This is a genomic window from Bradyrhizobium sp. UFLA05-125 (assembly GCF_059803515.1).
Window position 1 is genome coordinate 21076 of the sequence record NZ_JBANBJ010000073.1, and the last position, 22966, is coordinate 44041.

At 59.7% G+C, this 22966-nt stretch carries 25 protein-coding genes and 1 pseudogene; 20 read left to right on the forward strand and 6 right to left on the reverse strand.

All coding sequences use genetic code 11. The annotated features are described in order from the left end of the window. The first annotated feature begins 55 nt into the window (after nucleotides 1-55). The 17 genes and pseudogenes from SO156_RS37380 to SO156_RS37460 all read left to right on the forward strand — a co-directional run bounded on the left by SO156_RS37380 (nucleotide 56) and on the right by SO156_RS37460 (nucleotide 14384). The gene (locus SO156_RS37380; RefSeq protein ID WP_498538289.1) at nucleotides 56-2104 is read left to right on the forward strand and encodes a sigma-54-dependent Fis family transcriptional regulator; all 2049 of its coding nucleotides are present in this window, start codon (nucleotides 56-58) and stop codon (nucleotides 2102-2104) included. 14 nt (nucleotides 2105-2118) lie between these two features. Then, a complete protein-coding gene (locus tag SO156_RS37385; RefSeq protein ID WP_498538290.1) occupies nucleotides 2119-2565 on the forward strand; it encodes a hypothetical protein in 447 nt (148 codons plus the stop codon). Then, nucleotides 2562-2870, forward strand: coding sequence for a hypothetical protein (locus SO156_RS37390; protein ID WP_498538291.1), 309 nt, complete (start codon nucleotides 2562-2564; stop codon nucleotides 2868-2870). Before SO156_RS37385 ends, SO156_RS37390 begins: the two co-directional genes overlap by 4 nt. Nucleotides 2871-2893: 23 nt before the next feature. After that, entirely contained in the window at nucleotides 2894-4009 is a 1116-nt protein-coding gene (locus SO156_RS37395) for a WD40 repeat domain-containing protein (protein WP_498538292.1), read from the forward strand. Between the two features lie 53 nt (nucleotides 4010-4062). After that, complete coding sequence (locus tag SO156_RS37400; protein WP_458195036.1) at nucleotides 4063-4245, forward strand: hypothetical protein; 183 nt, start codon at nucleotides 4063-4065, stop codon at nucleotides 4243-4245. Between the two features lie 37 nt (nucleotides 4246-4282). Then, a pseudogene (locus SO156_RS37405) lies at nucleotides 4283-4465 on the forward strand (LrgB family protein); the annotation flags it as partial. 513 nt (nucleotides 4466-4978) lie between these two features. After that, entirely contained in the window at nucleotides 4979-5899 is a 921-nt protein-coding gene (trbB, locus tag SO156_RS37410) for a P-type conjugative transfer ATPase TrbB (RefSeq protein WP_498538293.1), read from the forward strand. After that, nucleotides 5896-6222 (forward strand): TrbC/VirB2 family type IV secretion system protein, encoded by a 327-nt coding sequence (locus tag SO156_RS37415; RefSeq protein ID WP_498538294.1) that lies wholly within the window; start codon nucleotides 5896-5898, stop codon nucleotides 6220-6222. The genes trbB and SO156_RS37415 overlap by 4 nt, the downstream gene beginning before the upstream one ends. Further along, nucleotides 6222-6485, forward strand: coding sequence for a VirB3 family type IV secretion system protein (locus tag SO156_RS37420; protein WP_498538295.1), 264 nt, complete (start codon nucleotides 6222-6224; stop codon nucleotides 6483-6485). The genes SO156_RS37415 and SO156_RS37420 overlap by 1 nt, the downstream gene beginning before the upstream one ends. Nucleotides 6486-6493: 8 nt before the next feature. After that, nucleotides 6494-8935, forward strand: a complete 2442-nt coding sequence (trbE, locus tag SO156_RS37425) for a conjugal transfer protein TrbE (protein ID WP_498538296.1) — start codon at nucleotides 6494-6496, stop codon at nucleotides 8933-8935. Next, nucleotides 8932-9666, forward strand: coding sequence for a P-type conjugative transfer protein TrbJ (trbJ, locus tag SO156_RS37430; RefSeq protein ID WP_498538297.1), 735 nt, complete (start codon nucleotides 8932-8934; stop codon nucleotides 9664-9666). Before trbE ends, trbJ begins: the two co-directional genes overlap by 4 nt. After that, entirely contained in the window at nucleotides 9666-10049 is a 384-nt protein-coding gene (gene trbK-alt, locus SO156_RS37435) for a putative entry exclusion protein TrbK-alt (RefSeq protein ID WP_498538298.1), read from the forward strand. Before trbJ ends, trbK-alt begins: the two co-directional genes overlap by 1 nt. Then, nucleotides 10046-11263: a P-type conjugative transfer protein TrbL gene (gene trbL / locus SO156_RS37440; RefSeq protein ID WP_498538299.1), complete on the forward strand. Its 1218-nt coding sequence runs from the start codon at nucleotides 10046-10048 to the stop codon at nucleotides 11261-11263. Before trbK-alt ends, trbL begins: the two co-directional genes overlap by 4 nt. 50 nt (nucleotides 11264-11313) lie before the next feature. Further along, on the forward strand, nucleotides 11314-11994 hold the full coding sequence (gene trbF / locus SO156_RS37445; protein ID WP_498538300.1) for a conjugal transfer protein TrbF: 681 nt from the start codon (nucleotides 11314-11316) through the stop codon (nucleotides 11992-11994). 29 nt (nucleotides 11995-12023) lie between these two features. Beyond that, on the forward strand, nucleotides 12024-12965 hold the full coding sequence (gene trbG, locus SO156_RS37450; RefSeq protein WP_498538312.1) for a P-type conjugative transfer protein TrbG: 942 nt from the start codon (nucleotides 12024-12026) through the stop codon (nucleotides 12963-12965). Continuing rightward, a complete protein-coding gene (locus SO156_RS37455; protein ID WP_498538301.1) occupies nucleotides 12962-14158 on the forward strand; it encodes a TraB/TrbI/VirB10 family type IV secretion system protein in 1197 nt (398 codons plus the stop codon). The genes trbG and SO156_RS37455 overlap by 4 nt, the downstream gene beginning before the upstream one ends. A gap of 4 nt (nucleotides 14159-14162) precedes the next feature. Then, complete coding sequence (locus SO156_RS37460) at nucleotides 14163-14384, forward strand: DUF2274 domain-containing protein (protein WP_498538302.1); 222 nt, start codon at nucleotides 14163-14165, stop codon at nucleotides 14382-14384. A gap of 153 nt (nucleotides 14385-14537) precedes the next feature. On the opposite strand, the gene SO156_RS37465 is transcribed toward SO156_RS37460, so the two are convergent. After that, a complete protein-coding gene (locus SO156_RS37465) occupies nucleotides 14538-15311 on the reverse strand; it encodes a Crp/Fnr family transcriptional regulator (RefSeq protein WP_498538303.1) in 774 nt (257 codons plus the stop codon). Nucleotides 15312-15509: 198 nt separating this feature from the next. Here SO156_RS37465 and SO156_RS37470 point away from each other — a divergent pair, with 198 nt between their 5' ends. Together SO156_RS37470 and SO156_RS37475 are read left to right on the forward strand one after the other, a co-directional pair. Then, the gene (locus SO156_RS37470; protein ID WP_498538313.1) at nucleotides 15510-16055 is read left to right on the forward strand and encodes a LabA-like NYN domain-containing protein; all 546 of its coding nucleotides are present in this window, start codon (nucleotides 15510-15512) and stop codon (nucleotides 16053-16055) included. Between the two features lie 254 nt (nucleotides 16056-16309). Beyond that, nucleotides 16310-16462: a hypothetical protein gene (locus SO156_RS37475; RefSeq protein WP_498538304.1), complete on the forward strand. Its 153-nt coding sequence runs from the start codon at nucleotides 16310-16312 to the stop codon at nucleotides 16460-16462. Between the two features lie 195 nt (nucleotides 16463-16657). Here the strand turns inward: SO156_RS37475 and SO156_RS37480 are convergent, their stop codons facing one another. Continuing rightward, nucleotides 16658-16870, reverse strand: a complete 213-nt coding sequence (locus SO156_RS37480; protein ID WP_498538305.1) for a DUF6894 family protein — start codon at nucleotides 16868-16870, stop codon at nucleotides 16658-16660. Nucleotides 16871-16992: 122 nt separating this feature from the next. On the opposite strand from SO156_RS37480, the gene SO156_RS37485 reads away from it, so the two are divergent. Further along, on the forward strand, nucleotides 16993-17946 hold the full coding sequence (locus SO156_RS37485) for an AraC-like ligand-binding domain-containing protein (RefSeq protein WP_498538306.1): 954 nt from the start codon (nucleotides 16993-16995) through the stop codon (nucleotides 17944-17946). Between the two features lie 737 nt (nucleotides 17947-18683). Here the strand turns inward: SO156_RS37485 and SO156_RS37490 are convergent. The 4 genes from SO156_RS37490 to SO156_RS37505 form a co-directional block, all read right to left on the reverse strand. Further along, nucleotides 18684-19217, reverse strand: a complete 534-nt coding sequence (locus SO156_RS37490) for a cytochrome b (protein ID WP_498538307.1) — start codon at nucleotides 19215-19217, stop codon at nucleotides 18684-18686. Between the two features lie 201 nt (nucleotides 19218-19418). Further along, nucleotides 19419-20396: a LysR family transcriptional regulator gene (locus tag SO156_RS37495; protein ID WP_498538308.1), complete on the reverse strand. Its 978-nt coding sequence runs from the start codon at nucleotides 20394-20396 to the stop codon at nucleotides 19419-19421. Nucleotides 20397-21694: 1298 nt separating this feature from the next. After that, nucleotides 21695-21850, reverse strand: a complete 156-nt coding sequence (locus SO156_RS37500; protein ID WP_498538309.1) for a transposase — start codon at nucleotides 21848-21850, stop codon at nucleotides 21695-21697. 153 nt (nucleotides 21851-22003) lie between these two features. Next, nucleotides 22004-22966, reverse strand: a 963-nt coding sequence (locus SO156_RS37505; RefSeq protein ID WP_498538310.1) for a sensor histidine kinase, incomplete at its 5' end; no start/stop codon positions are given.

Sequence of the window (22966 nt, forward strand, 5' to 3'; positions counted from 1 at the left end):
CGATCCGGTTGTTTGCCAACTTAGGTATGGTGCTCTAATGCTGACGGAAACGCTCATGGCTAAGCCGCCGTTCTCCCTGGAAGGCTACAAAATTCCGGACGCCACGGATGCGGAGCAGGGACAGCCATATGATGAACGAGAGACCAATAGGGCCTGGGAAGACTTTCTGACGTTTGGCGACCTCAAGCGCGAGAACGCGCTTGTGCGAGGTGTCATCGAGAAATCATGGCAGCGCGCCGTCAACTCCGGGGTCAATGCGCATTGCAAGGGCAGCAATCTCGTCGCCTCGCCGGACGATCTCTACGAGCTGCGTCTGAAGAATGATGACTTGCTGGGTTCGAGCGCTCAGACGTTCCGCCGCGTCGCGGAAGTGCTCGGCGACGCCGCGACCATGCTGGTTATCACCGACAGGAACGGCGTCGTGCTGGATGTGGGAGGCGATCAGCGGACGATTGACGCAGGGCACGATATTCGCCTCGAGGTCGGCGCCGCCTGGGGTGAGACGGTGACCGGCACCAACGGCATCGGCACTGCGCTGGTCACGGGAAAACCGGTCCATGTCCATGCAGCCGAGCATTTTTCGGAAGGCATCAAAGCCTGGACTTGCGTCGGTAGCCCCATTCGCAGCCCCATCGACGGCAGCATCATTGGCATCATTGATTTTTCCGGACCTCAGGCGATCTTTCACCGGCACAACGTCGCACTGGCGGTGATTGCGGCCAACCACATCGAGCTCGCGCTCTCGGAAAAGATCCGCCTTGAAAGAATACGGCTGCTCGAGGCCAGCATTTCTCGAATGCCGGGGATGGGCAGCGCGGACGGTGTGGTGATCCTGGATCGCTTCGGTCGGGTCGTTCATCACAACGACATGGCGTCGGTTCGCTGGCAGCGGATCGCGCAGTCTCGCGACTTGACCATCGGAACTCAGCTTCTTCCGAGCAACGAAGGCCTTCTTGGCAAAGAGCTGGCTAGCGGGTTGCCCGACGAATTGCGCGACCAGCGGATCGAGCCGCTGTTAGTCGACGGGGTTGTGAAGGGAGCGATGCTCGTGCTTGCATCGAGGCCACGAATGAATTCCGCTGCGCCTCAGGTGTCGCCGGCAACTCGTGCAGCCATCATGTCGGCCAAGGAAGCGATCGTCGGATGTAGCGACGCATTGCAGGATGTGGTCGAGAAGGTTGAGCGGGCGGCACTCGGCCGGACGGCTATTCTGCTCGAAGGCGAGACTGGAGTTGGCAAAGAACTGTTTGCTCGTCTCGTTCACGCCGCCAGCCAGAAGACCGGCAAGGAGCCTTTCGTCGCCTTCAATTGCGGTGCGGTCTCGAAAGAGCTTCTTGGCGGTGAATTGTTCGGACATGCCCCAGGCGCCTATACCGGCGCGACGCGAGAGGGAAAGCCGGGCCGCTTTGAATTTGCCAATGGCGGCGTGCTCAGCCTCGACGAGATCGGCGAGATGCCGCTGGATCTGCAGCCGTACTTGCTCCGCGTTCTGGAAGAGCGTGCGGTGTACCGCCTCGGCGACAACAAGCCGCGTCCGGTGGACGTCCGGCTCGTGGCGTCGACCAATCGGAATTTGAAGCAGGAAGTGGCGGAAGGACGTTTCCGTAAGGACTTGTATTTCCGGATCGGCGTTGTCAAGATCACTATCCCGCCGCTCCGCGAGCGCTTGGGTGATGTCGAGATTCTGATCGATCATTTCAACCGACAATTCGCGGAGATCTATAGCACCGAACCGCTACGTTTCGAGGCAACCGCAATGGAAATGTTGCGGCGTTATAGCTGGCCGGGGAACGTTCGCGAACTGCGCAATCTGATCGAGAACCTAGTGCTGATGACGCTCACCGGCGTGGTTACGGCCAGGGAGTTGCCTGAGGATTTCCTGGAAGCAGCACCGGCCCAGCCGAGTCCGGGCGCCTTGCAGACAGGGCATGGCACCACGAGACCCGAGGGCGAAGAGATCGCTCGCTTCGATGATATGGAGCGTCGTGCCATCGAGAGGGCCGTCGCAAATGCAGGCGGCAACATTGCAGCCGCGGCCGAAAAGCTAGGGCTCTCGCGTGCCACTCTGTATCGCAAATTGCATCAATATCGTTCACGGACCTGAGGATAGGATTGGGCATGGCGACGGTCTGGGACGGACAAAAGGGGGCAGAGGAGCCAGCCGCTGCGGCGCTCGCGTCGGAGATCGTTTCGCGTGCGGACCGCGACGTAACTTTCATGGTGCACCTGGTTGGCGAAAGCCAAAATCTGCTGGTTAGGCATTTCGTGGTGTTCATCGAGACCGAACTCGCGAAGCGCGGCATCAGCTATGGCGCGCATCCGCTATTGCGTCCTTTCATCGAAACGCATGCGCGCGAACTGACGGATTTTGTTTTGCAGGGCATTGGTTTGCGGCATCAGTTCGGTCTGCAGGCGCTTGAGACCATGGCTGGCGATCCATCGCGGTTGCTGAGGGTTGATCTATGGGACTCGCTGGAATCTCACATCAATGATGCGCAACGCCACTTTGCATCGGGCGTGGGTGGCCTGCAGCGGATCCTGGTCCAGATCGAGACTGATGTATGAGCACCGGTCCCCTGACCGTTGTCGAGATGCTGATCCAGCGGCTGCGGGTCGTTCAGGAGATATCGGCCGCCCAATCGCGCAATCTGCTCAACCGTCAGCTTAGCGGCGGCGCCGAATTCGACATTCAGGGCATCGAGCAAGAGATTGCGGCCTCCGGCAGTCCACATGAGCTCGCCAGGACCATCGCGGATGCGCGCGAGCGCTTGCGAAAGGCGAATGCGGCAATGACAGAATGCGACGCTCATTGCGCCGCGCTGGAGCAGCGTCTTGAAGAGCTAGACAGGTGGATTGCTGCTGGTAGGTGAGACGATCCGAACGAGAGGCGACGATGGATACGATGGAAGCAGAGATCGCGACGCTCTATGAATTGCTCGGGCGGCATTGGACTGTGGGTACGGCCGTTACAAATACGGCCTTCGATCCTGCGGGACAGGGAGTTGCGTTCGCGCTCGCCGATGGAGCGTTGGCGATAGCTCCGCTAACTGACGTTGAGCCGGCGCAAGATCGCTGTCGCGCGGCGCTCGACGACGGCCGGACGGCGATTTCACCGCGACGGAAACCAGTGCCGCCATTGATGAAAGTGATAATCAGCGATGCTCCGCTTCACCTCGCTCCGCTCGGGGCCTCGGATTTCGTCGCCAGTGATCACGGCCGGCTGCTTCGGGTGTCGGCGTCCGGCGTCACACGGGTGGTCTCGAGCAACGGGGCGCCTATCGATCTGATTGCCCCGGTATCGGCGCGGGGCATCCTAACAGCTTCCGGTGGGTCAATCATATTTTACAATTCCAATGGTGAGGTCGCCTGGCTGCAAGAGCGGGTCGGAGGGCATGCGTCGGCAATGGCTGTATCGCCGGATGGCCGGCGCTTTGCGATTGGAGCCGACGGCCGTCTGCTCGTCCGTAGCTTTGGGCCACGACCCGAGCCCTCCGCCTCATTTGAGTTGGGCACAGTCTCAGCCTTGTCGTGGAGCCCGGATGGGAACTGGTTGGCTGTGTCAGTCGGCAAAACTGGGATTATTTTGGTGCGTCTTGCCGATGCGCGGATCGTCCGGATTCCGACCTATCCCGCAACCGTTGCCTCTCTTTCGTGGAGCGCGGACTCCCGCGTCCTCGTTACGAGCGGAGCCTATCGGATGATCGCATGGGACGTTTCCAGCCTTGATGACGAAAGCGATCAGCCGGCGAACCTCGCTACGGGGCGCGCCCGGTTCGTCCTCGTCGAGACGGTGGATATTCATCCAGAGCGTGGTCTGGTTGCGGCAGGTTACGCCGACGGCATGGTCGCGGTCGCGAGGATCGGACAATCCGACGAATTGGTCGTCAGGTCGCCTGGTCTAGGCGCCGTCCACACCCTGCGTTGGTCTAGCGACGGCCAGCATCTTGCATTCGGAACAAGCGATGGGGAGGCGGCGATCGTGACGTTTCCTCCGTACATTTTCAAATAGTTGCCCCGGTGCCGCGCCAGAGAGCGTTGCCAGCATCATCAGGAGACAAAGTTATGACAGCTACTCGATCGCACAACGAAGCCGAAAGCAAGGATCAATTCTTTCAGGAGTTGGCGGAACTCTCGGAGCGCATGATCGCTGCGCATGGAAAGGAATTTTCGATGGGCGCTTTGGTGCTGGCCGCGAGGTTCATCGCTGAAAATAAGCCCTTTGAGCGAAGTGCAGCAACGCAGTGACGCGGGCTTCTGCTGAAGGCGAAAGTTATAGTTGGCCTTTGCGATGGCCGTTTCCGAGGATATTGGCGGTGCGCCTGATGTCACGGCGGTCTTCGTTATTCTCGCCTGTGTTCTGGGGGACGTTGTGCTCACGACGCTGCCAATCCGTTCGAGCCTCGCACGGGGCGCTCTGCTCGGCGTGAGCGCCCACGGCGCCGGCGCCGCAAAGGCTCGCGATGTTATCTGTTTGGCCACACTCGACGGGCTGCCGAAAGCGCGCTGAGCAGGCTCTTGCGGAAAGGGCGAACGTTGACCTTGCGTGCGATGTCACCCGACGTTGCTGCGATGAGATCGTTCTGCAGGACCATGATCGACGTGGGTGTATGCTCACGAGCATAGTTCTCGACCGCGCTATCAATAACCGCGGACGGGTCTGAAAGCTATGAGTTGCTTGCGGCAGCCCACTCCGCACCGTGACGTTCGAATGACCGCGGTTGGCCCATCGCGCCGTTCTCTGTCGCTAAAATCATGTCGTTCTCGGACTAAAACGAGCCTAGGTGAAATTTCTGAGTACCTCCGGCCCAATCTTTCTTTTCCTACGCCAGGCCACGAGCGTAGTCAGCCTCTCGTTGTGCTGATTGGTTTTCTGCTTTTTCTAATCCCCCTCTGAGGCGCTTGGTTTGCTTTCAGTTGTTGGGGGACAGCGGTGCCAATCCATTCTCTTCAGTCGGAGGCAATCTCGCGTGGGGCGCGAATGCTGCGTACGGCACTTGGCCCCGCCATCGCGCGCTTTCTGGAAGACCCGTCGATCGTTGAAGTGATGCTCAACCCCGACGGCAGGCTGTGGATCGACCGTCTGTCGCAGGGTCTGACGGAGAGCGGCGAAACCCTGTCGGCTTCCGATGGAGAACGCATCGTCCGGTTGGTTGCTCATCACGTGGGGCAGGAGGTTCACGCCGGAGCTCCGCGCGTCTCCGCCGAATTGCCTGAAACCGGTGAACGGTTCGAGGGTCTGTTGCCGCCGGTCGTCACCGCCCCCGCATTCGCGATCCGCAAGCCAGCGGTGGCCGTCTTCTCGCTCGATGACTACGTTGCCGCTGGGATCATGCTATCGGATCAGGCCGACGCGCTGCGCGTGGCCGTCACCACTCGTAAGAACATATTGGTCGCAGGCGGCACCTCGACTGGCAAGACGACACTGACAAACGCCCTGCTTGCGGAAGTTGCGAAGACTGCAGATCGCGTCGTTCTCATCGAAGATACGCGAGAGCTTCAATGCAAGGCACCGAATCTTGTGGCTTTGCGTACGCGGGACAGCGTGATCTCGCTCTCCGATCTCGTACGCTCGTCGCTGCGCTTGCGGCCTGACCGTATTCCGATCGGCGAAGTCCGCGGGGCGGAGGCCCTCGACCTGCTAAAGGCCTGGGGCACAGGCCACCCCGGCGGTATCGGCACCATCCATGCCGGCACCGCACTCGGCGCATTGCGCCGGCTCGAACAGCTCATTCAGGAAGCCGTCATCACGGTCCCGCGCGCCCTCATTGCGGAGACCATCAACGTTATCGCAGTGCTCGTCGGTCGTGGTGCCGATCGCCGGCTTGCGGAACTGGCCCGTGTGACCGGGCTCGGACCCTCCGGCGACTACAGCCTTTCACCAATGGGAGATCAGCCATGAGTTATCGTTCGCTTCGCGGAAGGACTATTCTTTCGATTGGAGCATTCACCGGCTACTGCCTGATTGCCCTCCCCGCGTGGGCCGCGGGCTCCAACATGCCGTGGGAGCAACCTCTCAACCAGATCCTGCAATCGGTCGAAGGTCCCGTCGCCAAGATCATCGCAGTCATCATCATCATCGTGACGGGCCTGTCACTGGCATTCGGCGACACGTCAGGCGGCTTTCGACGGCTGGTCCAGATCGTATTCGGCTTGTCGATCGCCTTTGCCGCCTCAAGCTTCTTCCTTTCGTTCTTCTCATTCGGCGGCGGCATGGTGATCTGATGGAGGGGCAGGTGACAGGATTTCTCGTACCCGTGCACCGGGCCCTGACCGAGCCGATTCTGATGGGCGGCGCACCGCGATCGGTTGCCATCCTCAACAGCACCTTGGCCGCGGCGCTTGGGCTTGGCCTGCGCCTTTGGCTGGCGGGTCTTCTCCTCCTGTTCGTCGGCCACATGGTCGCTGTCTGGGCCACCAGGCGCGATCCCGCGTTTGTCGAGGTCGTGCGCCGGCACGTCCGCATTCCCGGTCATCTCAGCCAGTGAGTCCTCCTATGATGAATCTTGCCGAATACCGACGTTCAACGACGCGCTTGGCAGACTTTCTTCCCTGGGCGGCGCTCGTCGATGAGGGAATTGTTCTGAACAAGGACGGTTCGTTCCAGCGGACCGCAAAATTTCGGGGACCGGATCTCGACAGTGCTGTGCCGGCCGAACTCGTCGCGGTCGCGGGCCGTCTGAACAACGCGCTTCGCCGCCTTGGATCTGGATGGGCGGTTTTCGTCGAGGCACAGCGGCATTCCGCAGGCTCTTATCCGCAGAGCTCGTTTCCCGATGTCGCATCTGCCCTGGTCGACGCGGAGCGGAGAGCGCAGTTCGAGGAAGCGGGCGCCCATTATGACTCGAGCTACTACCTGACGTTCCTCTACCTCCCGCCCGAGGAAGGCGCCGCGATGGCAGAGCGGCTCCTCTATGAAAATAGCAGCCGCACCGTAGGTGCGGATGCGCGCGAGGTCCTGAGCGGGTTTGTCGACCGGACCAACCGCGTCCTCCAGCTCATTGAAGGATTTATGCCGGAATGCGCTTGGCTCGATGATGAGGCAACGCTGACCTACCTACACTCCACCGTTTCGACCAAGCGGCATCGCGTGCGCGTGCCAGAGATCCCCATGTATCTTGATGCGTTGCTGGCCGATCAACCCCTGACCGGCGGCCTTGAGCCGACGCTGGGCGAAGCCCACGTGCGCGTTCTGACCGTCGTGGGATTCCCGACGGCGACCACACCGGGGATCCTCGACGACCTCAATCGTCTTGCATTCTCGTATCGTTGGTCGACCCGGGCGATCATGCTCGACAAGACAGATGCGACAAAACTTCTCACCAAGATTCGTCGTCAATGGTTTGCCAAGCGGAAGTCGATCGGCGCGATCCTGAAGGAGGTGATGACCAACGAGACTTCCGCGCTTCTCGACACTGACGCCCACAACAAGGCCATCGATGCCGACGCTGCGCTCCAGGAACTGGGAACGGACCAGATCGGTGAGGCCTTCGTCACAGCGACGGTCACCGTCTGGGACAGGGATGCCCGCGCCGCCGACGAAAAGTTGCGCCTCGTCGAGAAGGTGATTCAGGGGCGTGATTTCACCTGCATGATTGAGACGGTAAATGCGGTCGAGGCATGGCTCGGCAGCCTGCCGGGACACGTCTACGCCAACGTCCGCCAGCCCCCGGTCTCGACCCTGAACCTGGCGCATATGATTCCGCTCTCGGCGGTATGGGCGGGGGAGGCGAGGGACCATCACTTCAAGGCGCCGCCTCTATTCTTCGGTAGGACGGAGGGATCGACCCCGTTTCGGTTCTCCCTCCACGTCGGCGATGTCGGGCACACCCTGGTCGTCGGCCCGACGGGCGCCGGCAAGTCGGTGCTGCTGGCGCTAATGGCCCTGCAGTTCCAGCGCTATCCGGGTTCGCAGATCTTCGCTTTCGATTTCGGCGGATCGATCCGGGCGGCCGCGATTGCCATGGGTGGTGACTGGCACGATCTTGGCGGCGCCGTTGCCGGAGAGGTCTCCGAGTTCGTTTCCCTTCAGCCGCTCGCGAGAATTGACGATCCCGCTGAGCGCGGCTGGGCGGCCGAATGGATCTTTTCGATCCTGACCCGCGAACGGATCGAAGTCACACCTGAGGTCAAGGATCACGTCTGGTCGGCCCTGACGTCGCTGGCCTCAGCCCCGCTTCCGGAACGAACCCTCACAGGTCTTTCCGTGCTGTTGCAGTCGAATCCCTTGAAGCGGGCGCTCCAGCCCTATTGCCTGGGCGGTCCCTATGACCGATTGCTCGATGCCGAAAGTGAGCGATTGGGCGAGTCCTCGGTTCAGGTCTTCGAAACCGACGGATTGATCGGTACGGCGGTCGCGCCAGCCGTCCTGTCGTACCTATTTCACCGGATCGAGGATCGTTTCGATGGCCGGCCGACCTTGCTCATCATCGATGAAGGGTGGCTCGCGCTCGATGACGCCGAGTTTGCCGGCAAACTTCGCGAGTGGTTGAAGACACTGCGCAAGAAGAATGCGTCCGTCATTTTCGCAACTCAGTCGCTGGCCGACATCGACGGCTCGGGAATCGCACCCGTCATCATCGAGAGCTGTCCGACCCGGATCCTGCTCCCCAATGACCGCGCCATCGAGCCACAGATCACGGCGATCTATCGCCGCTTTGGGCTGAACGACCGCCAGATTGAGATCCTCGCCCGTGCGACACCGAAGCGGGACTACTACTGCCAGTCGCGTCGCGGCAACCGCCTTTTTGAACTCGGCCTTGGTGAGGTCGCCTTGGCGTTCGCGGCGGCCTCCTCGAAAGCCGATCAGGCGCTGATCGAGAAGGTGCTGGTCGAAGAGGGCGGCGAGAACTTTGTGTCTGGCTGGCTGAGAGCCCGAGACATCAGATGGGCCTGCGATCTCATCCCACATCTCACCAACCTGGAGGCGTCCTCATGAGTCTCCTCCGTCGTTTCGTAGCGGCTGGCGCCATCGCTATCGTTCTCGCCAGCAGCCCCAAGCCGACGTCGGCGCAATGGATCGTGTTCGATCCCAACAATTATGCGCAGAACGTACTGACTGCCGCACGCGCCTTGCAGCAGATCAACAACCAGATCACGTCATTGCAAAATCAGGCGCAGATGCTGATCAACCAGGGAAAGAACCTGGCGACCCTGCCGCTCTCGTCCCTGTTACAGCTCGAGCAATCGATCCTGCGGACTCAGCATTTGCTCGGGCAGGCTCAGCGCATTGCCTACGATATTCAGCAGATCGATCGGGCATTCTCGACGACCTACGCGCCGGCGTCGCCAAGCTCGTCGGACCAGGCCTTGGTCGCCAATGCACAAACGCGCTGGCAGAACGCGGTCGCGGGCCTGCAGGACGCGATGCGGGTGCAGGCCACCGTCGTCGGCAATCTCGACACTAGCCGAATCCAAATGTCGGCGCTCGTGACCGCAAGCCAAGGTGCGACCGGTGCACTCCAGGCAAGTCAAGCAGGTAACCAACTCCTTGGATTGCAGGCCCAGCAGCTCACCGATCTCACCGCCGTCGTTGCCGCACAGGGACGAGCTCAGAGCCTGGAGTCGGCGCAGCGCGCCGTGGCGCAGGACCAGGGCAGGGAGCAACTCCGCCGCTTCCTGACGTCGGGCCAAGGTTATCAACCCGCAACCGTGCAGATGTTTCACTGATGATCACAGATAGATTCAACCGCATTCCGATCGGGATAGCCGCGTTGCTCTTCACCGTGGCCGTCGGCGCCTGCGCAATCCAGTTGCGCGGCGGCGCGGATCAGACCACCGCTGCTGAATCGGCTACCCAGGAAAACGATCCTCTCGCATCCAAGCTCGCCCAGTGCCGTACCGTCAACTACGAGCAGAAAGATACATTGCTCGAATGTCGGAAGGTCTGGGCCGAGAAACAGCGCCAATTCCTGAGCCAGAGAGAGGGCGGTGCACGGCAAGTGATTGATGGAGCCTCGGCTAACAGCCCGAGTCCGCAATCACCGAAGGATGAAGGCCGCTTACCGTCTGGCTACCCCTCCGTGCCGACGCTAGGGGGCAACGAGCGATGAACAGCACCGGTGTCATCGACCAGTTCCTGGAAACCTTCACCCGCTACATCGACTCGGGATTTGGGCTGCTCGGCGGTGAGGTCGGCTATCTCGCGACCACGCTCGCGGCGATCGATATCGCGCTGGCTGGGCTGTTCTGGTCCTGGGGCGGCGATGAGGACATTGTCGCTCGCCTCGTCAAGAAGACCCTGTTCGTTGGCGTCTTCGCCTATCTCATCGGCAATTGGAATAGCCTCGCGCGGATCGTGTTCGAAAGCTTTGCGGGCCTAGGTCTAAAAGCCTCCGGCACAAGCCTTTCGTCCTCGGATTTCTTGCGTCCCGGCCGGATTGCGCAGGTGGGTCTCGACGCGGGGAGGCCGATCCTAGAATCCATCTCCGGCCTGATGGGCTATGTCAGCTTCTTCGAGAACTTCGTCCAGATCGTCGTTCTGTTGTTCGCCTGGATCGTGGTCCTGCTCGCCTTTTTCATCCTGGCGATCCAGCTCTTCGTCACCCTGATCGAGTTCAAGCTGACGACGCTTGCAGGCTTCGTGCTGATTCCCTTTGGCCTTTTCGGGAAAACGGCCTTTGCCGCGGAGCGGGTCCTCGGCAACGTGATCTCTTCCGGCGTCAAGGTTCTGGTGCTGGCGGTGATCGTCGGCATCGGCTCGACGCTTTTTGCGCAGTTCACGGCGGGATTCGGCGGCAACCAGCCGACCATTGAAAATGCGATGGCACTGGTGTTGGGGGCGCTCTCATTGCTTGGTCTCGGCATCTTCGGACCCGGCATCGCCAACGGGATCGTTTCTGGCGGACCACAACTCGGCGCAGGTAGCGCTGTCGGCACCGGCTTGGCTGCCGGTGGCGTGGTTGCGGCCGGAGCCGCGCTCGCGGCCGGTGGAGCCGCCCTGGCCGGAAGTGCCGTTGGGGGAGGCCGCGCCATCGCGGGTGCTACCTTGAGCGCCTTCCGTGCAGGAGGTCTATCCGGCGCCACGGGCGCAACTACGTCCGCTTCAGCCAGCCCCCTACGCTCTGCTGTCGTCCACTCCGGTGGACCGGGCGGCAGCGCGGGTGGTGGCGATTCAGCGTCCTCCGAAAGAGCGCCCGCGTGGGTTCGCCGCATGAAACGGACCCAGACCATCAGTCACGGAGCCTCAAGCGCCACGCAGGCGGTACGCGCTGGCGACCACGGCGGAGGCGGCGCGTCCGTCGATCTCTCACAGGGCGAGAGCTAATTCCTGCGATCACCCATCTGCCGCTCCCATTCATCTCCAGAGGTCAAAGCATGTTCAAACGATCGGCCGTCCACTATGGCCGCACGCCTGCACCGGTCACGCCCTATCAACGAGCAGCTCAGGTCTGGGACGACCGCATCGGCTCGGCGCGAATCCAGGCCAGAAACTGGCGTCTGATGGCATTCGGCTCTCTGTTTCTCTCCGCCGGCTTCGCCGCTGCGCTTGCTTGGGAGTCAGCACGGGGCACCATCACTCCTTGGGTAGTCGAGGTGGATCATCTAGGCGAAGTGCGAGCCGTCGCACCCGCTGATGCTTCCTACCAACCCAGCGATCCTCAGATCGCTTTTCATCTGTCTCGCTTCATCGAAAATGTTCGCGGTCTCCCCATGGACGCGATCGTGCTGCGCGAGGATTGGCTCCGCGCCTACGACTTCACGACGGACCGCGGAGCTGCAGCTCTCAATGACTACGCGCGCAACAACGATCCCTTCGTCAAGGTTGGGAAGACGCAGGTGGCCGTCGAGGTCTCCAGCGTCATCAGGGCCTCACCCGACAGCTTCCGCCTGGCCTGGATCGAACGACGCTATGAAAATGGCCAGCTAGCTGCCTCGGAGCGGTGGAGCGCAATTCTCACGATCGTCTTGGAGCCTCCTCGCGACGTCGATCGCCTGCGTAAGAATCCCCTTGGCATCTACGTCAACGCAATCAACTGGTCGAAGGAGCTGGGATGAGCATGCCCACCAATTGTCAAACATCAGGGATGTTGCGGCGCAGCTTGGCGCCAACTCTTTTGGTCTCGGTCTTGGCGCTCGGCGGGTGTACCACCTTCAAGCCTCCGCAGATCAGCTACGACAGCGATCTCCCGCCGCTTCCCGATCCGCCGGCGGTGAGCGACGATCGGCCGCGACCGCTCCACGTGCCACCCTCCTGGACTCCGGCGCGCGGCGGCAAGCAGAAAGAAGCCAAGGAGCCGATCGAAAGGATCGAAAGCGCCAACGACGCGGCTCGGGTCCAGCCGCGCAAGGCGGCGTATTTCAACGCGGTGCAGGTGTTTCCGTATAGCCCGGGCGCGCTGTATCAAATCTATGCAGCACCAGGGCAGATCACCGACATAGCGCTCGAGCCGGGTGAGCAATTGATCGGCTCTGGGCCGGTCGCCGCCGGCGACACCGTTCGTTGGGTCGTTGGCGACACCGAGAGCGGCAATGGGGATACGCGCCGCGTCCACATCATGGTCAAGCCGACCCGACCGGAAATTTCAACCAATCTCGTCGTCAACACAGATCGGCGAACCTACCTGCTCGAACTACGTTCTCGCGACAAGCCGTATATGCCCTCGGTGACCTGGTTCTATCCCGAAGATCGCGCGCGTGGCCGGGGCGTGCCGCCGACGCCGTTCATCCCCGATCCGACCCAGCGCCGCTATCGCTACACCATCGAGGGTGACAACCCACCTTGGCGTCCGATCAACGCCTCCGACGACGGACGCAAGGTTTACATCGAGTTCTCACCAGGCATCGGACAGGGTGAGATGCCACCTCTCTTCGTGATCGGGCAGGACGGGAAGACCGAGCTCGTCAACTATCGCGCTTTCGGAAGCATACTGATCGTCGATCGGCTGTTTGCCGCAGCCGAACTTAGATTAGGGGGTGAAAACCAGCAGAAGGTGCGGATCGTTAGAAGCGATGGGAGGGCATCGTGACCGATACAAGCGGTGGTCCACCGGATCGGAATGCTGTGCCGCCGCGGGCGCAGGACGATGCTTCAAAAGCCTTCCAGTTGCGTCCTGAACGCCCCGGCGTGACGAGGATCTCGCGTAGGGTCCTGATCGGAGGCACCGCCCTGGTTCTTGCCCTTATCTCCGGAGCCGTGTTCTTGGCACTGCAATCCAGCAAGAAGCGTGCTCCTGCTTCGGAAGAGCTCTACTCGACCGATCACCACAATGTCGCCGACCAGCTTGCCGGCCTGCCGAAGGACTACACCGGCGTCCCGAAAGTCGTGCCACCGCTTGGACCTCCTTTGCCCGGCGATCTGGGGCGACCGATCGTTGCCGCGCAGACGCAGACTGGCCTATTGGCGGTTGATACCGAGCAACAGCGCGTGAATCAGGAGAGCGAAGCGGCTCGCACGAGCAAGCTGTTCGCCTCCACGAATGTCCGGCCGCTTTCCGCAACAACGGCTTCGAATGATGCTCCTGCGAGCGGGACGACATCGTCCGACGAAGCGTTCGCCCAGAACGGCCAGGACCGAAAGCTCGCCTTCGTGAATGCGGCGATCGATCGACGCACCACGAGCCCCGATCGTCTGGTCAAACCAGCATCGCCGTTCGTGGTGCAAGCAGGGACAGTAATCCCCGGTGCGCTGCTCACAGGGGTTCGCTCAGATCTCCCTGGCCTGATCACGGCGCAGGTAACCGAGGCAGTGTACGATTCTCCTACGGGCCGGGTCCTGTTAGTTCCGCAGGGAGCAAGGCTCATAGGCACTTACGATAGCCAGATCGCATTTGGGCAGTCGCGTGTGCTTCTGGTCTGGACCAGGTTGATCATGCCGAACGGTCGGTCGATCGCACTGGAGCGGCAGCCGGGAGCCGATGCTGCTGGCTACTCGGGCCTTGCGGACGAGGTCGACAACCACTGGAAGGAGTTGTTGGGCGCGGCTGCCCTCTCAACTCTTCTCGCGGTTGGGAGCGAAGTGAATTCTGGAAGCGACGTCAACAACACCAACGCTGGGATTATTCAGGCGTTGCGGCGGGGGGCAGGGGATTCCCTCAATCAAACTGGTCAGCAAATCGTTCGGCGTAGCCTCAACATCCAGCCGACACTGACCATACGTCCAGGGTTTCCGGTGCGGGTCATGGTCAATCGCGATCTCGCGCTTGAACCATACAGGAGCTAAGAGTATGGCCAAACTCAAACTCGGTGCACTCACCGACGACAAGCCGGTGAAGGTCACGCACGAGCTGCCCGCAAGCGTACACCGAGATTTGGTCGCCTATGCCGAGTTACTTGCGCGCGAGAGTAATCAGCCCATTGGCGATCCGGTCAAGCTGATCGCCCCGATGTTGACGCGCTTCATGGCAACGGATCGGGCCTTTGCAAAGCTTCGCGCACACATCAAGTGACCCTGGACTGGCATTGTCAGACGGAGAAGAGAAGCCAGAGCAACAGGCCAGTGACGACCAGCGTCCATGTGATCGCCGCAGCAAGCAGCCAGCCGTCCAGCCCCCAACCACGCCGATCGTTCTTCCAGCATAAGGCCTACACGGTTTTTTGTCTTACGAGAAAGTGATCGGAGGTCGCTTCGCCCTCGTGATCTGCGTGGGCAACGCTCGGACGTCGGCACCTTCGGTGCTTACAAGCTGGCGCTCGTACTCGCGTTTGATCAACCGCCAGCAAGGGCAGGAGCTTTGCGCCAGTCGAAAAGCGTCACGTATGACAAGCCGACCGCGCATCATTTCGATGAGCCCCTCCTTTCTGAGCAGAATAAGGCTCTCCGTCACCCCCGCGCGGCGCACGCCGAGAAGTTGAGCGAGCACTTGGTGGGTAAGTGGAATGTCGTCAGATTGCAAGGCATCGCGCGCGAGCAGCAACCATCGCCCAAGACGCTGCTGTAACGGATGGACCGTATTGCATGCGCCTGATTGAGCGGTTTGAACCAAGACCGACGCAACATAGGCGTGGACCACGGTGCGAAAGGCGGGCAGCACAGCGAGTGCCTGCTGAAACCGATCCACTCTGAGGCGATAGGCGATACCCCCGACCTGCACAGTTCGGCGATGCATCGGCTGTGTGTTTATCGTCAGCACGAGAGGAACTCCAACGAGTCCTTCCGAGCCAATGAGCCAGACCTCAACAAACTTTTGAGGATCCACCTTGGCCCCGACCGATACGAGTCCGGTTTCCACAAAATAGACGTACGGCATGCGAACGCCGTAGCGGTGGAGAACTTGGCGTTTAGCCATCGACACCTCTTCCGAGAGCGATAGAACTTTCTCAAGTTCATCGCTCGGAAGCAGACGCAGCAATTTGTTGCGGACTTCGGTAGACATCAAAGGACGTCTTAATACGCTCTTATCTGCCGAGATGGCACACTGTACGATTTCGTACAAACAGATTGAAAAATCGTTGCCGCATTCGTACCGAGTCGCCCACGAATGATGTTAGCTCAAGCAGCTAAATTCATGATTCCGGCGATTCCACACCGTGAAGAGTCATGTTGTTGTGAGCAGAAAGCAATTCACAGGCTAATGTCCCTAGGCTCGAGCAAGGTCGCGGTATTCATTGACGGTCTCAATCTTTACTTGACCGCCAAGATGCTCGGCTTTGTCATCGACTATCAGCGCCTGCTTAACGAATTCCAGAGTCGTGGAACCCTGATCCGAGCGTTCTATTACACCGTGCTCTTGCAAGGCCAGGAATATTCGTCTGCGCGCCCGCTAATCGATTGGCTCGACTATAACGGCTTTACCGTGGTGACGAAGGTCGTGAAGGAGATCGTCGATACGAAGGGGCATCGTAGAATTGGGGGCAACGTGAACGTCGAACTGGCAGTCGATGCAATGGATCTCGCAGGTCACATGGATGAAATGGTTCTGGTTTCGGGCGATGGTGATTTTCGGCGGCTTGTCCAAGCGGTGCAGGGTCACGGCGTCCGCGTCGCCGTCATGTCCAGCATCGCCACTCAACCGGCAATGATCGCCCACGAACTGCGACGGCAGGCGGACCTCTTCGTCGACCTCTCGCAGTTGAAGAATAAAATCTGTCGCCATGGGAGGGGGGTCGAAAGCACGTAAATCACCCTCAACGTCGAGGATATTAAAAATCCACAACAGGCTTTCGACATGCAAAAGGTCTGCTGAAAGAACGTTCAACCGCTGAAGCGCCTAAGAGTAGCTGACTGAGTCGAATCCTGTCGGATCGCGCAACCTCTAACGATGTGCGTGGTGGCCAGTTGCGATATGAGCGGTCGCCTGCAAGGCGACCGACGGTCGAGCAGCAATCACAGGCAGACTGCAACACACGACGATCGCGGTTGGAGGCAGAATCGATGATCACTTATGCGAAGGATGCGGCCGGCATCAATTTCAATGGCAAACCCACCAGCTGGCGACGCCATCGTTATTCGACCAACCATAAGCACATCGGAACAATGCACCTCGTTTTGGATCGCCGCGGATTCATGACCACCTCGACAAGCTGATTGACCATGTCCGAAGCACCCACCGGCTGTTCGGCAAATAGACCGCCCGCCAAACGGTCACGTCGGGTCGAAGCACGGCAAGTAGCTTTCGATAGTCAATGTCGCAAACGAGCGCTCTTGTGGTCAAATGATGACTTCACCATCCATGAACGGTGCAGCGGTAGCATTGGATCCTTCATTTGTTTGGGTCGCTGTTCATGATGGAACGACCACCGGCATTCGGGCAATCTCATTGCCATCGTCATCGACAGCGCGGACCTCACAGTCCCGATATTTGTCTCCCCTGTACGCAAGCTCGGCGGCGAGAACTGATGCATAAAGTCGGGCAGCCTCAGTGTCTGATAACACTGTGCCTGTTTTGTCTTCTACCGTTCCCGCGGTGCATAAGATGTGAAAGTAGTAACGCATCGAACTCGAAGCTATGAGGAGTAGCCTGACGTCAGTAAAATACTACTTTTAATACCCCTGGTATCGGCTAATTAGGAACTATCGTTCAGCCGAACTATCGTTCGGCTCTAAGGAGATGTTACGTGGAAACCGTCTTCTCAACCGAACAGGTCCATCCTCGCGATAGATTCGATTGTTGGCATAGCGTTGCCTGTAAACAAATCGTTGATCATGACGCTCAACCCTTGGCGCGATCGAGCTTTGAGGCCAAGATCGAGACTGGAAAATTCGATGGTTTAGGCCTGATTGTCATCAATACTTCGCCCATGCAGATTTCACACGCCGCAGAGCACATTTCTCGCACGAAGTCGGACTACTTGTTTGTGTGCCGCCAAATTTCAGGCAAAGTGAAATTTGAGCAGTGTTCTCGAGAGGTCATATTGGAGCAAGGCTGTGTGACGCTCTTGGATCCTTTGCTGCCTTACACGGGAAAGTTCGCACAGGATTGCAAAATGCTTGTCGTCAAGGCTCCGCGGCGCGAGTTGGAAGCGCGCCTTGGGAAGGTCAGGGATGTAGTGGCTTGCTCAGTAATGCCTCGTCGGGCGCAGGATCGGTTAACATCATCAGTGATGGCCATGTTACCTTCGCTTTCGAAAGAAAAGTATTGCGTGAGCGATAAGATCGTAACGAGTGACCTCCTCGATTTGATCGCCGTGTCGGTTGCTAAAACTCTAGGCGATGACTGTCCCCGCGTCTCCTCAGCTAGAGCCCTTGTGCTGCTGAACATTCGCTCGGTTGTGGAGGAGCGGTTGGCCGATCCAGCCCTCGACGCTCAGGCCGTGGCTGATGCCGTTGGAATAAGCTTGCGATACGCGAATAGAGTTCTCGCCGAGCTCAATACATCGCTCACCCGCTTTATTTTAGCGAGACGGCTCGCACGATGCCGCTATGCTCTTGAAGATCCGATCCAGGCGCATCGTACCGTTGGTGAGATTGCGCATGCATGGGGATTTTCCGACCTGACCAATTTTGGCCGTCGTTTCAAGCAAGCCTACCGCATTCTACCCCGCGACGCGCGGGAAGCTGCCAAACGATGATGACGCGGCTGACACCTTGAACATCAACCGAGACTGTCACGGTTTGCAGCGCTTTGGCGTCAGAGCCAAATGAGTTTCGCGAAGTAAGAGCGTTGTCGTGGCCACGGCCCTGTTTGTTGTGGTTGCCGCTGATCGCGGCAACCGATCCAGTTAGCGCCATTTGGCGTAGGACGGTTTGTCTCCGAGAGCTGAGACCGGCAGTAGTTCATTGTAATCGCGCGAGCAGCGGCTTTTGCCCGTCTCTAATGCGGGCCTCAAGATTTGCACCTCGGCCATCTTGCGGATGGCGCCGAACCCAGCCGATGCCGCGGTTCGTCGACAGCCGGATCTCCGCTGCAAAAGAAAGCAAATCTTCAATGGGCTAGCATCAAACCGGCGTGAGCGGTCTAAAATAGACTCATAGTTGAATCGCAGGTATTTTGGTGAAGGGGCGGACGCGCTTGGGGCGAACTGCTGTTGTAGCTACTCTTTCCTCAAAGCCCCGAGGGCGCAGGGCCGCGCTGGAGGCGGCGATTCAATCAAGGCTCCGGGTGTCCCGGCCGGCCACGTCGCCGAGCGCATGACCGCGCGAGAACCTTCGTCGCTTCTTCGGTTGTAAGCACAACGGGACGGCTTGTGCGGGTGAGCCGTCCCAAGAAACTACCGTGCCTGGAGGGCAGCGCGACGTGAGACCGAGTGATTCTGCCGGGACCACTTCGCCGGAGGAACGTCTCGCCGCGGTAGCTCGGACTAATCGTTCATGCGCCCGGAGCCATCGACTGAAAGACTTCGTCGCGCAGATAGAAGTGGTGGAAGAGAGCGGCGGCCGCATGCACGCCGGCAACCCAGAGGATGGCGTTGCCCAGGGTGGTATGTATTTCCATGATCAGCTGCCCCAATCCATGCGCCTTCGCGATCTGGGGGGCGATGTCGAATCCGGGGAGGGTGACGGGTATCCCCTCGAGCCAGGTACCAAGCACCGCCGTTGCTGGAATGGCGATGAGCAGCGTATAAAGTGCGAAGTGGACGAGCCTAGCGGCCACAGCCATCCATCGCGGCATCGGCCGCTTCGCGGGCGTGCTGTCGATCAGCCGCCATAGAAGCCGCAGCACGACGACAATGAAGACGAGCATTCCGAGCGTCTCGTGAATCCTGCGGAGCTGGTCCGCGGCGGCGGAATAGAGCGAATAACCGTCGCCCCTGGTCAGCACATAGGCGGCGAGAACCAGCATAACGGTCAGCCAATGGAGGGACTGGGTGCCGGCGCCGTAACGAGAGGGGGTGCTGCGCAATCCGATAGTCTAACTCCGATCTTGAGCCCGCCGCAGCGGTTGATGGACGGTGGCGGCGCGTCGCCAGAAATTTGAGCGCACCGCATTCGAACTCCTACAAATCAGTCCGGCTTCACGATATGGTTCCATCTTTGCTATGACGCCTATCGTCTCGCTCGAAGATATTTGCCGTGAACTTCCGATGCACGTCGGGAGGATAGTTCATGGCGTATCAGTTAATCCCGCTTCATGGTTGGGAACATTGTCTTTGTTCGAGGCAGGGGCAGATGCGTGGCGGAGTTTGTCCAGCGCGCTTGTCCAGTCGCGAACACGAGCAACCTTGATAAAGGCGTCAAGTGCCGGCGAATACTGTCTCCCCGCCACGGTCAAAAGTTGCACCTCGCGCCGGACGGGGTCGCCCTCAATTGGAATAGCCGCCAGCGACGCCAGCCTTGGAGCATGTTCTGGCGCCAGGATGGCCCCAAAACCGGCGGATGCCATTTGCTGAAGATGGCTTTCTTTAGCGCTCCTGTGCACAACTTTAGGACCTGGATGGTCGGCAAAGCAAGCCTGCTTGAATCGGTCTGCGACATCGCATCCGACCCTTTCGAGAAATACCGCCTCATGCAAGTCTTGGGGCGGGATAACAGTTTGCCTCGCCATCGGATGTTTCCTAGACAGGACGAGTACGTACCGCTCCGCGAACAGCAGCCAGCGGTCGATACGCTCAGGTAGCTCCATGGCGTCACCGACGAGCGCGGCGTTGATCTCGCCATCCAAAAGCATTGCAACGAGCCTGTCGGCATCTGCCTCGCGCAGATCGGCTCGAAAGTCAGGGATGATCCTGGCGAGCTCCAAGAACAATTCGGTGATGAGCGCGGCGGAGACTGACGGCACCAGCCCGATCTTGAGCGGGGCGATTGTCTTTCTTTGATAGCCTTGAGCCTGAAACCGTACCGCCTCCGCGGCCGCAAGTATTTTCTCCATCGTGGGCAAAATCATCTTGCCCAGCTCGGTGAGCTGGGTGAGGTGACGTTCACGGTGAATCAACGCGCCACCGAGTTGTTGCTCCAGCTTGTGTACCGCCTTTGTCAGCGCCGGCTGGGTCACATTGCATTGCTCCGCAGCCCGCGTAAAATTGAGTGTCCTTGCTAGGGCTAGGAAATATCGCACCTGATGAAGCTGCAGCGGCATACTCATACTCGAAAGATTTCCCGTGGTTGGACCGTTCCAGTTCGTTGCCAAGAGTAGGCAGGGCGATGATCAAGTGGTTTGCGCCGAGCCAACAGATATTGTGCGCCGGCTCCGAATTGTCGCCCCTTTCTTGCGGAAAGTGTTCTTAGCGAGGTCGTTTCCTATAAACGTTGCGGATCAGGACATCTGCTCAATCCCAGAGTCGGAAGCACACGCGTGTCGCTTTGGCGGTTTGACGTTTGGCTCATGATGATTGAAATTGTAGTAGCTCTACCCATGGTCCTGACGGTGGCATCAGGCGACGCAGTTAACCCTGCGAACACGGCGCCCAACCTTTTTCTCCGTGACGCTGCAGTGCCTGATGTTCTTGCGGAATAAAGATAGAGCGGTTTGATCGCGGCGTTAAGTGCACTTCTTGTTACGGGGTTCTCATTCTTGCGGGTTTGTTGAGTGAGTATCTCATGGCGCTCGCGTCTGTAGCTTGTCCAATACATCCGTGGTCGGACCGGCGGCTCAACCCAAGTGGCGAAGAAGTCGCCGCGGTTCAAAGGTCAGGATAGGTTACGCTAAATCAGACTGCGGCCTTTTGCGGCGGGCTTCGCCGGCACGCCAGTCATATCCGTACTAAGTGCATAGTTTGCATTCGTTCGCCAACCTGACCGTCTGCCCATGCGTTGACCCGCCGTAACAGGCACAATCAGCGCACGATGAGCCGGGAATGGTGACGCTAGTCAGTCTCAGGCTGCACACGCGTCGCCCTTGAACATCGTTCGAATGCTTTCCGATCACCGCTCCCGCACGACGGACATTATCAGCAATTCTCTCGAGCGCCTGCCATTTTGGCATGTTCGATAACGCCGCAGCAATTTCTGACACGCGCTCATCGGCCAACGAGCTAGCTTCAAAGCCACGACCAACCCAAAGTCGCCCGATCTGATCGCTGGAACTCTACTCTCCCGTCAGCTGCGCCGAAGAAGGAGATGGTCATAGATCTGCAGATCTGCGCGCGATAAAGGGGGACGATGGCTGGGCCGGAGCGGTCTTTCTCTAGCGTTTCCGCCGTGCGAGGCAACCCGCAACGATCTCGCCATTCCAGCAGGTGAACTCGAGCGCGTCCGGTGCCAGCGATGCGACAGCAAGGTTTTACCCGCGCAAGGTCAAGAGCCTCCTTGAGGATCTCGACCTCCAGGGTGTTGTGGCCGAGCAGCGTTCGAGGTCTCGAACCCGTTCCTCCAGCCGCCGGACCTCGGATGCGGCGACCACATCCTCATCCGCCCGCACCGCTTCCTTGTGCCCTTCGCTCATCAGCCTCTCCATCGGAAGACCAGGCTTGGGGCGAGCCCATCGTGACGGGCAACATAGCTGATCGACATGCCCGGTTGCAGCGTCTCGTTGACGACCAAGACCTTGTGCTCTGTCGTAAACCGTCGCCGGCGGGCAACGCCGGTGATGACTTCCACTTCGAAAACGTCTCGGACACAGGCGTATGGACTATGCTTAGTTCCTTCGGCTAACGCCGGTGTCCGGTCAAAACAGGGAGCAATTCAGGCTCCCGTCGCTGAAGGGCCCGCGGCCGGCGCCGACCAAACCCTTTGGTTGGCCCGCTGCAGGAGTCACCCTGCCTGATTTGATTTTGCAGGCAGCGTGAATTGGAAAGTCGCGCCCTGAGGTTGGGCGGCGATGGCCCACACTCGTCCCCCATGCGCTTCAATGATGGTGCGGCAGATCGATAGACCCATCCCCAAGCCGCCGGGCTTTGTCGTGTTGAAGGCGTCAAAGATGCGCTCGAGATCCGATGAATTCAGACCTGGACCCGAATCCCGCACTACGACGAGCACGCCGTCCGGCTCGCCCTTACCAGTGGTGATCACCAATTCTCGCGCCCCTTCGCTGACCGAGCTTAACGCTTCGACGGCGTTGATGATCAGGTTCATGATCACTTGTTGCAGCTGGACCCGATCCCCTTGGATGAGCGGCAAACCCTCTACGAGGTGTGACTGGACCGAAATGCCGTTCTTCACGACTTCGCCATGGGTCAGGGCGATGACCTCGAGGATTGCTCCATTTATGTCCACGTCTTCTTTCCGGAGAGGTGCTTTTTTGAAAAGCGCGCGCATCCGGCCGACGACCTCGCTGACGCGATTGCCGTTTGCAAAGATCCGATTGAGAGCCTGCCGAGCTTTCTCCAGATCCGCCGGTTCTTTGCTTAACCAATGCAACGCCGCTGAGGTATTGTTGAGCGTCGCGCCGATCGGCTGGTTGACTTCGTGGGTAATTGAAGCCGAGAGCTGCCCCATTGTTGAGACTCGATTCGCGTGCACGAGCTCCATCTGCACCTCCCTGTAACGCCGTTCGCTTTCGCGAATTTCCTCCTCCGCCCGCTTGCGCTCGGTTAAATCGACCACGAAGGCCACGCCTTGGTCGTGTCGCCCGCCGAACGTCGCTGCCCCGACCAGCACCGGTATGCGACCGCCGTTTTTCAGGAAGTACTCCTTCTCGTAGGGTTGCGCGGTTCCGGTCGCCTCCAGCTCCGCAACGCGTCGGTCGTCGGCATCGCGCCATTCGGTGGGCGTCAG

Coding starts and splice junctions, on each gene's coding strand:
- SO156_RS37385 (WP_498538290.1), top strand. CDS start 2,119: ATGGCGACGGTCTGGGACGGACAAAAGGGGGCAGAGGAGCCAGCCGCT.
- SO156_RS37480 (WP_498538305.1), bottom strand. CDS start 16,870: ATGCGTTACTACTTTCACATCTTATGCACCGCGGGAACGGTAGAAGAC.
- trbJ (WP_498538297.1), top strand. CDS start 8,932: ATGAGTCTCCTCCGTCGTTTCGTAGCGGCTGGCGCCATCGCTATCGTT.
- SO156_RS37395 (WP_498538292.1), top strand. CDS start 2,894: ATGGATACGATGGAAGCAGAGATCGCGACGCTCTATGAATTGCTCGGG.
- SO156_RS37495 (WP_498538308.1), bottom strand. CDS start 20,396: ATGAGTATGCCGCTGCAGCTTCATCAGGTGCGATATTTCCTAGCCCTA.
- trbL (WP_498538299.1), top strand. CDS start 10,046: ATGAACAGCACCGGTGTCATCGACCAGTTCCTGGAAACCTTCACCCGC.
- SO156_RS37420 (WP_498538295.1), top strand. CDS start 6,222: ATGGAGGGGCAGGTGACAGGATTTCTCGTACCCGTGCACCGGGCCCTG.
- trbE (WP_498538296.1), top strand. CDS start 6,494: ATGATGAATCTTGCCGAATACCGACGTTCAACGACGCGCTTGGCAGAC.
- SO156_RS37415 (WP_498538294.1), top strand. CDS start 5,896: ATGAGTTATCGTTCGCTTCGCGGAAGGACTATTCTTTCGATTGGAGCA.
- trbF (WP_498538300.1), top strand. CDS start 11,314: ATGTTCAAACGATCGGCCGTCCACTATGGCCGCACGCCTGCACCGGTC.
- SO156_RS37390 (WP_498538291.1), top strand. CDS start 2,562: ATGAGCACCGGTCCCCTGACCGTTGTCGAGATGCTGATCCAGCGGCTG.
- SO156_RS37470 (WP_498538313.1), top strand. CDS start 15,510: ATGTCCCTAGGCTCGAGCAAGGTCGCGGTATTCATTGACGGTCTCAAT.
- trbK-alt (WP_498538298.1), top strand. CDS start 9,666: ATGATCACAGATAGATTCAACCGCATTCCGATCGGGATAGCCGCGTTG.
- SO156_RS37400 (WP_458195036.1), top strand. CDS start 4,063: ATGACAGCTACTCGATCGCACAACGAAGCCGAAAGCAAGGATCAATTC.
- SO156_RS37380 (WP_498538289.1), top strand. CDS start 56: ATGGCTAAGCCGCCGTTCTCCCTGGAAGGCTACAAAATTCCGGACGCC.
- SO156_RS37475 (WP_498538304.1), top strand. CDS start 16,310: ATGATCACTTATGCGAAGGATGCGGCCGGCATCAATTTCAATGGCAAA.
- trbB (WP_498538293.1), top strand. CDS start 4,979: ATGCTGCGTACGGCACTTGGCCCCGCCATCGCGCGCTTTCTGGAAGAC.
- SO156_RS37465 (WP_498538303.1), bottom strand. CDS start 15,311: ATGTCTACCGAAGTCCGCAACAAATTGCTGCGTCTGCTTCCGAGCGAT.
- trbG (WP_498538312.1), top strand. CDS start 12,024: ATGTTGCGGCGCAGCTTGGCGCCAACTCTTTTGGTCTCGGTCTTGGCG.
- SO156_RS37460 (WP_498538302.1), top strand. CDS start 14,163: ATGGCCAAACTCAAACTCGGTGCACTCACCGACGACAAGCCGGTGAAG.